Below are 13303 nucleotides of genomic sequence, written 5' to 3'. Positions count from 1 at the left end.
AATTACCTATTCTATAACTTTACGAAATGGCGGAAGGGCATCAAGTAATGATTTGCCATAACGCTTAGTAATAAGACGTCTATCCAAAATGGTTACGCGACCATAGTCATCTTCTTTACGGAGTAATCTACCACAACTCTGGATTAATTTGCGTGAAGCATCTGGAATAGTTAGCTGCAGGAATGGATTGCCACCTTTACTCTTTATGTATTCAGCATGTGCTTGTTCAACGGGTGAGGTTGGCACCGCAAACGGCAATTTAGTCACGATTAAGTTAGTTAAATAATCTCCCGGTAAATCTAACCCTTCTGAGAAACTGCCAGTACCAAAAATTATGCTTGGTTTACCTTCATCGCAGCGTTGTTTGTGTTGTTGCAATATTTGTTGTCTTGGCATGGTTCCTTGAACAAAAAGTTGCTCTTTAGGTATTTTGCCACTGACTTGATCTGTGACCTTTTCCATTTGCCAATATGAGGCAAATAAAACCAATGTCGCCATTTCATCTTCAACTAGTGCAATGATTTGTTCAGCTAGTTCGTCAGTATAGGCATCTTCTGTTGGCTCGTTATTCATCTGTGGGATAAATAAAGTGGCATTATTTTCGTAATCAAATGGCGATAGTAGTGCTAAGAAGCGACTGCCATCATTAAGGGATAGACCAACTTGATGAGCAAAATGATTGAAATTATTTAATGCTCGAAGCGTTGCACTACATAATACGACCCCTGCTGCTTTTTGCCACAGCATGTGTTCAAGCATAAAGCCAACTTCAATAGGGGAGGCGCAGAATAAGTAATCCTGTTGTTTTCCGGTAATTAATTCTGCCCAACGTGCCATCGGAGCACCTTTTTTCGAATCCTCTTTAGCTAACATTTTCCAAAGCTTACTTAAGTTCTCAAGTCGCTGCAGGATAAATCCCGCTTCTGAGAGAACGGCTTCAGATTGATGTTTAGGCAATTCACCATCTTTAATGGCTTCACTGAGCACAGATTGAATTTTGTTAAACTGTTTGACGGCTAGATTTGAGGTGGTCGCTAAATTTTCGGCCTGTATTAGTAATGACTCTGGTAATTTGCCATTTTCAAAACGTAATCGAGTTTCTGGGTTAGCAAATAATTTAGGTTGCGTATCGCAAAAATGCGCCACTTGATTAAGTTGAGTCACTAAATCGCCAATATGGTCAAGCATGGCTTGTACTGGCGCAATGATATGAGTCGTTTTAAGTTGATTTTGCAGTTTTGAGCAAGTTTTCGAGGCTTTTTCTAACCAGTCACTGGCTCCTCTTAGTGTGGCTTGCGCACTGGAAAAGTCTCTGGCAACGGTTGGCAGGTGATGGGCTTCATCAATAACGTAAAACATATCTTCAGGCTCAGGTAAAATCACCCCGCCTCCAAGCTCTAAGTCAGCAAATAGTAGACTGTGGTTTACAATTAATACGTCCCAAGTTTCTACGTCTTCGCGCGCTTTATGAAATGGACAGTTGTGGTGACTGGACATTTGACGATGGCAGCTGTGCTTGTCACAACAAATTTGTTGCCATAAGAAATCTGGTAATGGTTGCTCTAAAGTATCAATTTCGCCATTCCATTTACCTGCCTGAAAATCTTGATGCAGTACTTTTAGTAAGTCTATTTGACTTTGGTCAGGTTTGGTTTGCCACATTGCTAATTGTGATGTGTCTTCTGGACCAATCATTGCTGCAAGTTTTGCTAGGCAAACGTAGCGCTGTCTGCCTTTTACGAGACCAAATTTAAAGTCGACACCTGATTGCTGTAAAAAAAAAGGCAGGTCTTTGTGCAATAATTGCTCTTGAAGGGCCACCGTTGCGGTAGCAATACATACTTTTTTCTTGCTGGCTAATGCAAGTGGAATAGTACCTAAGATATAAGAAAGAGATTTACCAATACCGGTACCAGCTTCACAAACCATGATCCTGCGATGTTTATCATAATCACCAGCTAATGTTTTAGATATTTCAGCCACCATGTAGTTTTGCTCTCTACGAGAACGAAAATTTGGCATCGCAGTCGCAATATCTTTATAGATAGTGCGGATCTGAGTTTTAATATGATCCGTTAACATGTATGGCCCATTAGTAATCTTTACTTACTAATTCTTTATTTGCTGGTATATGCTGTACATAATAACAGTGATTTTAAATGTTCGGAATAAATAATCGAACGTTTATAGCGTCTTTAACGACACAGGTAAGTAATTTAGTGGTAAAGATAAGTTTATTTAGTTAACTGAAAATACTTATTTGCCCCAACGATAGGTTAATCATGCATAAACAGACGATTTCAGGGCAACATTGTAGATGACAATACAAAATTCAATAGGCACTGATACTAGCACTAGCACTAGCACTAAAACTAACAATGATGCTTTACTTTCGATTAAAGGAAGGGTGCTGACTAGACATGCGACTTATCGTCACGGTCGATTAATGCTGCAATATTATATAAAAACAGAAACAGGACCGGCACTCATTGAACTAGAACAAGCTGAAGTTATCTGTTTTTGTAAACAAAGTGACAGTGAATTGATTCTCGGTCATTTCAATTCAGGTATACGTATTGAGCCTATCAGTTTAAAAAACTTTAAGCATCAAGCTGTTTCATGCATCTATTTAAAGTCAACGACAGTACAGAAGCAATTGCTCAGAATTGCCAATGATGCAGGAATCGAGATCTATGAAGCCGATATAAGGGCAGAGCAACGTTATCTTATTGAGAGATTTATTGCGTTAGATGCAGAGTTCATTGTTTCTGCTGACTCAAGCAATGCAGAAACACCTTTATCACTGACTGAGGGGGCTACTTTTGCAAGTGCTAGCCATTCGAATGACCCACTAGCATGCTATGCAGCATTCAAAACAAGAAAGGCAGATTTAGCCATTCCATTATCAATGATTTCACTGGATTTTGAATGCAGCCCATCTGGAGAGTTGTACTCAGTTGGATTATATGGCACTCAATCAGCACTTGATAATCAAAGCCCCTTATATAAAAAAGTCATTATGCTTGGTCGACCTGATTTTGACGCTTATGAGATTAATGAGTCTGATGATAGCGTTGAATATATTCAATGGGTTGATGACGAAGTGGCATTAATCCATCAGTTAATTCATTGGTTCAATGAATATGATCCTGACATTATTATTGGCTGGGCAGTGGTTACCTTTGATTTAGCACTTCTATATAGGCGTTGTCAGTATCATCGAATTCCTTTGTTAATCGGTCGTGGTGGTACAGAATTGTCATGGAAAGTTGAAGATAAATTCAGACCAGAAACGCTGTCTTTACCAGGAAGGGTTGTTTTGGATGGTATTGACTGGATAAAAGCGGCATTTTATCAATTTGAGCGATATTCACTCGAACATGTCTCGCAGCATTTATTAGAAGAAGGTAAAGCCATTGATCATGTTGAAAATAGAGGGCAAGAGATTTGCCATTTATTTGCTAATGACAAAAAAGCACTCGCTTTTTATAACCTGACAGATTGCCGACTGGTTTGGGATATTTTTCAAAAAACACAATTATTGGCTTTTGCCTTAGAAAGAGCAAAGTTGACGGGATTAGAATTTGGCCGAGTTGGAGCATCGGTTGCTGCTTTTAATAATCTCTATCTTCCGCATTTACATCGAAGTGGCTACGTTGCCCCTGCAAGAGCAACAAGCCATGGCTTAGAGTCACCAGGTGGTTATGTGATGGACTCTATTCCTGGTTTTTATAAGGATGTATTAGTTCTCGATTTTAAGAGTTTATACCCTTCAATTATTCGTACTTTTTTAATCGACCCCAAAGGATTAATAGAAGCGGAAAATCAACTTAAGGAGCATACTGTCCCAGGTTTTTTAGAGGCTCAATTTAGTCGTGATAATCCCATTTTACCAAAACTTATTGCTCAGCTCGCAGCGCAAAGAGATTTAGCTAAACTTAATCATGATAAACCTCTTTCTCAAGCTATAAAGATAATCATGAACTCTTTATATGGGGTTTTAGGCTCCAAAGGTTGTGTGTTTCATGATGCAAAACTCGCAAGCTCAATTACGATGCGTGGCCATCAGATAATGAAGCAAACTAAAACATGGATTGAAGCAGAAGGTTATAAAGTGATTTATGGCGATACTGATTCAACTTTTGTTTGGCTTGGTCAACATCATCAAATTGAAGATATCGCCAAGTTAGGAAATAAACTTGCAAAAATGGTCACTGACAAGTGGACGAAAACCTGTAAAGAGCAATACCGAATTGAGAGCTATCTTGAGTTAGAATTTGAAAGTCATTTTAATCAATTTGTGATGCCGACTTTAAGAGGCTCTGATGCGGGCAGTAAAAAACGTTATGTAGGCGCAACAGAAGATAAAGAAGGACAAATTGAACTTACCTTTAAAGGAATGGAGCAGGTGCGAAGTGATTGGAGCCCTGTTGCGAGAAGGATTCAATATCGCTTGTATTTTTTACTTTTTACTAAAGGTGACGTGAAGGCGTATTTGCAACAAGAGCTGCAAGATCTTGATGACGGTAAATTGGATGATGAACTTATATTTAGAAAAAGATTAAAAAGACATGTTGAAGAATACACTGCGAAATCGTCACCTCATGTAAAAGCTGCGATTAGACTTTGTCAATTAACAGGAAATGATAAAGCGGGCAAGCGGGGCACTATGATTGAATACCGTATGACATTAAATGGCGCTCAGCCCATAGAGGCCACCGGTGAAAAAATTGATTATCAATATTATGTTGAAAAACAGATAAAACCGATTGCTGAACCTGTTTTAGCGTTACTTGGAGAAGGGTTTGAAAGTCTAAGCAGTAATCAGATGATGTTAATTTAGTGTTACTTAATATTGCATTTGTGGTAAATCGTTACTATTTTTGAGTGGTTTGGTAGTTGATTGTGCTGTTTGATGTGTTGTTTTAGTTTATTCAGGCGTAAAAAGCACGCATTTCTTTGTTTTGATATATTTCAGCATGCTAGCCTTTGATGAAAGGATAATACAAACAAAATGGACTGTTATCAGAAATTATGATGAAAATAAAATGGGAAGGTTTAGCTTAATGAAAAAGACTTTAATCGCTTCAGCACTTGCAACTGTTATGTTCGTACCTGCAGCTTCAGCTATCGAAATCTATAAAGATGATAAAAACGCTGTAGAAATCGGCGGATTTATTGATGCGCGTGTATATCACGGACAAGGTGATACTGAAGTTGTAAATGGCGCTTCACGTATTAATTTCGGTTTCGATCGCCAAATGGGTGATGGCTGGAATGCATTTGCTAAATTAGAGTGGGGCGTAAATCCTTTCGGTGACAGTAAAATCCAGTACAACAATGACCAATTGTCTTATGAAAATGGTGACTTCCTAGCTAACCGTTTAGGTTATGTTGGTGTGAATCATGACACTTACGGTACGTTAACTGTTGGTAAACAGTGGGGCGCATGGTACGACGTTGTTTACAACACTAACTACGGCTTTGTATGGGATGGTGATGCATCTGGTACTTACACGTACAACAAAGGTGATGGTTCTGTAAACGGTACCGGTCGTGGTGACAAAACAGTTCAATACCGTAATGCATTCGGTGATTTCAGCTTTGCAGTTCAAGCACAGCTTAAACAAGATGAATTCACAGTATATGAAGATGGCTCAGTTGAGAATTTACCAACAACTCCAATGATCACTGCACAACAGTCTGTTGCGACCATTGAGTACAATAATACATACGGTGCTGCTTTTACTTATCAGGCTACTGACAAGTTTTCTGTAACTGCAGGTGTAAACATTGGTGAGTTCAAAGGTGAAACCATTGAAAATGAAAAAATCGAAGAAACTGATATCATTTATGGCTTCGGTTTAACTTACGGTGAAGGTTGGGATGCAGAAGGTTTATATGTAGCAGCCAACTATAATAAACAAGAATTCCATGATACAGATAATATCGGTCGTTTGTTGTCTGATGCGTACGGTGTAGAAACATTGCTTTCATACCGTTTCAATAACAATATTCGTGCGTTTGCTTCTTACAACATAATTGATGGTGGCGATGCATATAAAGCTGATTATAACGGCGATACATTTAAGCGCCAATTCACTGCAGTAGGTGTTCATTACATCTGGGATGCTAATACAGTTATCTACATTGAAGGTCGCATCGACAACAGTGACTTCAGTGGAAGTGAAGAAGCTGCAATGAAGTTATCTGACGATGACGGAATTGGTTTCGGTATTCGTTACGTGCTTTAATAATTTCACAAGCCGTTTTTAAATTGAAAAACACCCTATTTAGGGTGTTTTTTTTGGCCTTTTTTTTATGAATGTAACAACGAATGTTAATTAGATGTATGGCTTTGTGGTTTTTTGAGTATATTTTTTATCAATTCAAAGGTTAAAAAAGCACCGAGTGAAAACAAATTATTAACATTAGGTGCATTTAGTGGTGATTAATTAAATTCTTTTTTTTCAGACCTTTACGTTGGGGTCGTAGAATATAACTCTGTTTGCGTTCATAAATTTGAACAGATTAACTACCTTCGCGCTTCAATCTCTCGTTATGTTAATGAAACATATGTTGAATAAATGTTTTAGATGTGATTTTATTGCTCTTGAAATGTAGTAGCGGTGTAATTCGCACACATTCACCAACTTGATTTTATTGAGTTGGAAAAATAAGAAAGATATAAGTCCAGGGAGATTGACAATGCATAAGAATTTATTAGCTAAATCAGTGCGTCTAGCAATGATTAGTGGTGCAGCTGCGGCAGCATTTAGTTCACCAGTAGCTTTTGCTGCTGAAGAAGGCGATACAGTAGAAAGAATTGAAGTAACTGGTTCGCGAATCAAGCGTACTGATTTAGAAGGTGCTTCACCGATTACCTCAATTACTACTGAAGATATGAAGATGGAAGGTAACTTTACTGTTGCTGACGCGCTTCGTAATAGTAACTTGAACTCTTTCGGTTCATTTTCAGAGCGTTCAGGTAGTTCTGCACAATCACAAGCTACTATTAACTTACGTGGTGCAGGCTCAAGCCGTACATTAGTATTGATTGACGGTAAACGTTTCCCAGGTTCACCAACTCTAGGCGGAGCATCAGCTAACTTAAATGCTATTCCTATGGCTGCTGTTGAACGTATTGATATTCTGACTGATGGTGCATCATCTACTTATGGTTCTGACGCAATTGCTGGTGTTGTAAACATCATCATGAAGAAGAACTATCAAGGTCTTGAATTTAATGTTGGTGGTGGTTCACGTGATCGCGATGGCGGATTAACAAGTAAAGAGTTCTCGGTTGTAGCTGGTTATGAGATGGACAAAGGTAATATTACTTTTGCATTTGATCATCAAGACCGTGAAGGAATCTCTGATGCAGATCGTGATTACACTTCAGCAGCGCAACTTAATGCTAATTCACAAGCATATGTAGACACTCCAGGCTGGAGTATTTATGGTGCAACAGTTGCAGCTCCTGATTTTTCAGGTGCTCAAGCTTCTCCTTTATGTGATGATTTAATTAGCGAGTATGGTAACGACGTTTTCGCACGTGTATCAGCTGATACTGATTGGAGTGAAGGCTCTGAGTATTGTATGTATGCTTATGCGAACGTTTCTTATAACAAAGCATCAATTGACCGTAATACAGTTTATGTAGATGCTAATTATGAAGTTGCTGAAGATATCGAATGGTTTGGTCGTGCAATGGTTACGCAAAATCGTTCATTCGGTCGTTATGCTCCTCCAGCCGCTCCTTGGCAAAATATGGCTGCTGATAACCCACATAACCCATATGGTGAAGAGACTACTGGTTATTTCCGTTGGGTAGGTATTGGTACTCGTGATGGTAGTGTTGACGACTATAACCAAGATTATTTAACAGGTTTACGAGGTACTATTAGTGCCTTAGATGATGCAGAATGGGAATTTTATTACCACCATAATATTGCTGATAACAAATCGATTGGCGAATACTACTTAAGTTATTCTGGTCTTGCTTACAACCAAGCTAATGATATTGATTTAGGTTCTGAAGCTGGTATTAATAACATGAAAGCAACAACCTTAACTCAAGGTCGTGCTACTTTTGATCAGTACAGTGGTGGTATCGGTTTTGATGCTTTCGAATTGCCTGGTGGCGTAGCTGCTCATTATTTTGGTATGGAATATTTCGACCAAAACTACAGCGAAGTGTATGATGCACAATCTGAAGTAGGCTTAATTGGTGGTAGTGCGGGTAACTCTGCAGGCGGTGATCGTCAAGTTTGGGCTGCTTTCTATGAAGTTGCATTACCTATCATTGATGATGTTGAGTTAAACTTAGCTGCTCGTTACGATGATTATTCAGATTTTGGTGACAATGTAGCGCCTAAAGCGTCAGTTCGCTGGCAGGCTCTTGATAATGTTGTTGTACGTGCATCTTATTCAGAAGCATTCCGTGCACCTTCATTAGACCAACTTTATGCGGCAACAACATTTAGTGCTGATACCGGTACTGATTACCCATATTGTGAATCAAATGGTATTTCAGCTGCAGACTGTGCTTCACCTCAGTACGATACATATATTAGTGCTAACAAAGATCTTGGCCCTGAAACTTCGGAGTATCTAAACTTTGGTGTTGCTTGGGACATAGTTGATGATATCGGTGTTAAAGTAGATTACTTCAACTTGAATATTGACAATGTAATCAGCCGTCGTTCAATCACTAACGTTATGCGTGGTATTGATGCTGGTACTCTAGAAACTTCAGAAACTTTCTATGTTGATCGTGCGCCAAATGGCCCGAATGGTGAGCTAGGTCGTGCTCTAGAAGTTGGTACTGGTTATGGTAATGGCGATAAACTAGAAATCACTGGTGTTGACGTTGCATTAAACGCTAAATTTGAAACTGGTGCCGGTGATATTGGATTAAACTGGACTAACAGCTTCGTTCTTGATTACATCGAAGAAGTTGAAGGTGGTTCTGAGGCTATTAACACAGCTGGTTGGAATGGTTCTCCTGATTACAAGGCTAACTTTACGATTAACTATTTAGTTGGTGATCACAGTGTTTCTTGGAACTCTAACTACACTTCATCTACTTATGAAGACGATGATACAGGTAAACTAGACTCATGGTTAATTCATAACTTAAGCTACGTTTATAATGCTGGTAGCTTTGGTTCTATTTTACTAGGTGTTAATAACCTTACAGATGAAGACCCTGTATTAAGTTCTGCAGGTACATTTGATAATGCTGACTTATATAACAACTACGGTCGTGAATACCGTGCAAGTTATACTCTGAAGTTCTAAACTGTTCTTAAATAGTTTATTTTAAAGGCTCCTTAGGGAGCCTTTTTTATTGCAAAATTTTGGAGTGAGAAAATGAGTGAGCATTGGAGTGAATATTGGAGCCAAGGGTATTTGACTTCTTTTGGTGGAGAGATAAAAAATAATTATGAAGGTATTTTAAAGAAGTATTGGGAAAAGCATTTTATAAAACTTGATGATGATTTTAATGTGTTAGATCTTTGTACTGGTAATGGTTCTATACCATTACTCCTTGAAGCTTGCTTGGTTAAAAAAGTAGACAGAGGGACTGTGGTTGGCGTTGATATGGCTAGAGTGAAAGAGCTGGATTGCCAACTACATTCCACTATAGATATTAAATTGTTATCTAACATTAATTGTCAGGAACTACCTTTTGAAGCAGAAACGTTCAACAAATGTACATCTCAGTTTGGTGTGGAATACTCAAATTTAGAGATAACAATTAAAGAGGTTACTAGAGTACTGAAGTTCGATGGTGAAGCTCACTTCATAATGCATAACACTAATTCTGAAGTACTTAAACTTAACCAGAGAACTTTAAGTATTATAACTAACCCTGCTGTCGATGATTTATTTTTAAATATTTCTGAATTAATCAATCATATGGGAGAGATCAATTCTCCATTGGATCTGCAAAAAGCAAAGCAGAACCCAGTTTGCGAACAATATCGTAAAGAAGTAAATAAGAATATAAATCAGATTATTAAAGTGGATGAAGAAGCTGCTAAGCAAAGTGAATTAATGATGTATATAGGTGATTTTTTTACAAAAGGTATAATGTGGTCAATTAATAAAAAGAAAGAATATTTATCTTTTGTTATTAATGAAATTTCGACTCAACGTCTTAGGTTAACGGAGCTTAAATCAGCAGCAATGGATTTAGAAAAAATTATCATGCTACTTAAGAAGCTACCCAATGAAATGTCATTAATTTCTATAAATCAAATTAATGAAGATTCTAAGGTACTTGCATGGGAAGTGACTTTGAAAAAAAATAGCAAGTAATATATTGCAGATAGCTAATCAACCTGCATGTTTCTGAAATGAAATGTATAGAAAATAATCTTTCGATTCAATTTGTAGAACTAACTCGTCTTTCCAGTACTTTTAGATGTTCTCAATTGTTGACATAGGTCAACATTTTGTGAAATGATGCGAGCGGGTCTATGCCTTAGCAGGTATAGAATAGGGAAGAAAAAACTAACAATCACAAGAGAAAGATAGACTTAGTAGCAGCAACAAAGATTAACAAATTAATCTTGGTTGTTACTCATTAGTTAAGCTTTCTAATTCACTATAAATTGGTTGGGAACTATGTCCAAGGTAAGCAATAGAACAAAAATCGCTACTGCACTTGTTGGCGCGCTTGCATTAGCTAGCAGCAACTTCGTGATTGCAGATCCTCTAAGCGATGTACAAAAAGCAGATACTAAGATTCATACAGATGCTGCTGCGTCGCAAAACAAAGTAGACAAATATTTTGATCAAGCACAAGACATGCTATTTGAGTATGGCTCAGTTGCTGATGAACGTGAGTCTCTTAAATCATACAACGATTACGTTGCAGGCTTAGTTGCAGATCAAGAAGCAACTATGAAACTAATTCAAGATGATATCGACGGTGTTGATGCTCTTAGACAAGGTGTTGTTCCTTTAATGTTTAAAATGGTTGATGCACTAGAGCAATTCATTGCTTTAGACCTACCATTCAATCTTGAAGCGCGTGAAACTCGTGTTCAACGCTTAAAAGATACATTAAACAGTGCTGAAGTTACATTAGCTGAAAAGTACCGTTTAATCCTTGATGCATACAATATTGAACGTGAATACGGTTCAAAACTTATTGCAGAAACAGGCCAATTAGAACTTGACGGTAAAGAAATCCTAGTTGATTTCTTAAATTTCGGTCGAGTAAGTTTATATGCTCAAAGCCAAGATCAAAAGTCGGCTTGGATGTATAACGAAGATTCTAAAAGCTGGGATAAGTTAGAAGATAGCTATCTTCGTAACTTAAGCAAAGCAATTAAACAGGCTCGTGGTCAAGGTGCTCCTGATCTATTCGCCTTACCAATCCCTGCTGCGGAGGCTGCGCAATAATGAAAAAGTTTATTACTACAGCAATCGTTGCTGCAACTCTGTCGCTAACGTCTGGAATGGTTAGTGCTGCTGATGCACCAAAGACGATTGAACAATTGTTGAAACAAGTACAAACAGATCGTGCAAACGCAAGTAAAACAAACAAAAAGCGTGAAGCAGAGTTTTTGAATGAGCGTGGCGATAAAGCGGCTCTTTTAAAGCGTGAAAAATCAGCTTTAGCAGCTGAAACTCAACGTGGTAAAGATTTAGCTCAAGCTTTTACTGACAACGAACGTAAAATTGCCCAACTAGAAGAAGATCGTAAGATTGCTTCTGGTGATTTAGGCGAAATGTTTGGTGTTGTTAAAGGTGAAGCCGGTGATTTTGCTGGTAAGTTAGTTTCATCTAACATTACTGCACAGTTCCCAGGTCGTGATGCATTTATTGCAGAACTAGGTGCTCGTAAAGAATTACCTAAAATTAACGAACTAGAGCAGTTTTGGGAAGCACAGCTTTTCGAAATGGTTGAATCTGGCAAAGTTGTTAGTTTTGATGCAGACGTTACAGGTTTAGACGGTAGTGTTCAGAACACCTCTGTTATTCGTGTTGGTGCATATAACTTATTAGCTGACGGTCAATATGTTGTTTACAACGCAGACCTTGGTTTAATTCAACAACTATCACAACAACCGGGTGGCGCTCAGGTTTCAAGTGTTAAGTCATTCACTAGTGCAACTTCAGGTTACGAAAAATTATTCGTTGACCCTGCACGTGGCGTATTACTTAGCGTATTCACTCAAAAAGCGACAATCGAAGAACGTATTGAAGCGGGTGGACCAATTGGTTACATCATTATTGGCTTACTTGTTCTTGGTGCTTTAATTTCGATTGAACGTCTAGTAACGCTATATGTTGTTGGTGCTAAAGTTAAAGCGCAACGTAAAGATATCAATAATCCAGGTAACAATGCATTAGGTCGTGTTCTTAAGGTTTACCAAGAGAACAAAGATGTTGATGTTGAAACACTTGAGTTGAAACTTGACGAAGCAATTTTGAAAGAAACACCTGCTCTTGAAGCTCGTATCTCAATCATTAAAGTACTAGCAGCTATCGCTCCAATGATGGGTCTACTAGGTACAGTAACGGGTATGATTGCAACCTTCCAAACAATTCAATTGTTCGGTACAGGTGACCCACGCTTAATGGCTGGTGGTATTTCAATGGCATTGATGACAACTGTTCAAGGTCTAGTTGCTGCACTACCATTAATGCTTATGCATGCAATCGTAGTAGCACGTAGTAAAACAGTGGTTCAAGTTCTTGAAGAGCAAAGCGCTGGTATTATTGCAGAGCATGCTGAGAAGAGGGCTGACTAATGATGCTAATCCTGATGGATGTTTGGGACTCTGTCAGGGGCTTCATGGCCACCGGAGGAGATATCCTCTGGCTGGTAGCGGCTGTACTATTCCTAATGTGGGTATTGATGCTAGAGCGCTTTTGGTATGTCAATTGGGTAGCACCAAAAGAGCATAAAGGTATTATTAACTTATGGAATAATCGAGAGGATTCAACCTCTTGGTATGCGCACCGTATCCGTGAAGCTTGGATGTCCCAAGCAAAACAAGATATGAATGCTCGTATGCTGATGATCAAAACCTTGGTAGCCATCTGTCCTATGATTGGTCTACTTGGTACCGTAACCGGAATGATTGCAGTGTTCGATGTGATGGCAGTTCATGGTACGAGTAACGCTCGTATGATGGCGGCTGGTATTTCAATGGCAACCATGCCGACAATGGCAGGAATGGTTGCAGCATTATCTGGTGTATTTTTTAGCACTCGATTAGATGCAAAAATGAAAATCAGTCTCGAAAAGCTTAAAGATAGCTTGCCACACCACTAGAGA

8 protein-coding genes are annotated in these 13303 nt (G+C 38.5%); 7 read left to right on the top strand and 1 reads right to left on the bottom strand.

The features are described from left to right. Window positions 1-6 precede the first annotated feature (6 nt). On the bottom strand, window positions 7-2082 hold the full coding sequence (dinG, locus tag BCU84_RS13450; RefSeq protein WP_102528596.1) for an ATP-dependent DNA helicase DinG: 2076 nt from the start codon (window positions 2080-2082) through the stop codon (window positions 7-9). Window positions 2083-2317: 235 nt separating this feature from the next. Here dinG and BCU84_RS13445 point away from each other — a divergent pair, with 235 nt between their 5' ends. The 7 genes from BCU84_RS13445 to BCU84_RS13415 all read left to right on the top strand — a co-directional run bounded on the left by BCU84_RS13445 (window position 2318) and on the right by BCU84_RS13415 (window position 13300). Next, window positions 2318-4843, top strand: a complete 2526-nt coding sequence (locus tag BCU84_RS13445) for a DNA polymerase II (protein ID WP_102528595.1) — start codon at window positions 2318-2320, stop codon at window positions 4841-4843. Window positions 4844-5066: 223 nt separating this feature from the next. Next, complete coding sequence (locus BCU84_RS13440) at window positions 5067-6254, top strand: porin (RefSeq protein WP_102528594.1); 1188 nt, start codon at window positions 5067-5069, stop codon at window positions 6252-6254. Window positions 6255-6708: 454 nt separating this feature from the next. Then, a complete protein-coding gene (locus tag BCU84_RS13435) occupies window positions 6709-9303 on the top strand; it encodes a TonB-dependent receptor (RefSeq protein WP_102528593.1) in 2595 nt (864 codons plus the stop codon). A 72-nt stretch (window positions 9304-9375) separates the two neighbouring features. Beyond that, entirely contained in the window at window positions 9376-10326 is a 951-nt protein-coding gene (locus BCU84_RS13430) for a class I SAM-dependent methyltransferase (RefSeq protein WP_102528592.1), read from the top strand. A gap of 309 nt (window positions 10327-10635) precedes the next feature. After that, window positions 10636-11418 carry a DUF3450 domain-containing protein gene (locus BCU84_RS13425; RefSeq protein WP_102528591.1) on the top strand — a complete coding sequence of 261 codons (783 nt, stop codon included), beginning with the start codon at window positions 10636-10638 and terminating at the stop codon, window positions 11416-11418. After that, entirely contained in the window at window positions 11418-12773 is a 1356-nt protein-coding gene (locus BCU84_RS13420) for a MotA/TolQ/ExbB proton channel family protein (protein WP_102528590.1), read from the top strand. Before BCU84_RS13425 ends, BCU84_RS13420 begins: the two co-directional genes overlap by 1 nt. After that, complete coding sequence (locus tag BCU84_RS13415; RefSeq protein ID WP_102528589.1) at window positions 12773-13300, top strand: MotA/TolQ/ExbB proton channel family protein; 528 nt, start codon at window positions 12773-12775, stop codon at window positions 13298-13300. The genes BCU84_RS13420 and BCU84_RS13415 overlap by 1 nt, the downstream gene beginning before the upstream one ends. Window positions 13301-13303: the final 3 nt, after the last annotated feature.

The organism is Shewanella sp. 10N.286.51.B7 (assembly GCF_002873615.1).
GTDB lineage: Bacteria > Pseudomonadota > Gammaproteobacteria > Enterobacterales > Shewanellaceae > Shewanella > Shewanella electrodiphila.
Note: the sequence above shows the minus strand (reverse complement) of the source record. Positions and strands in the feature narration are given on the sequence as shown.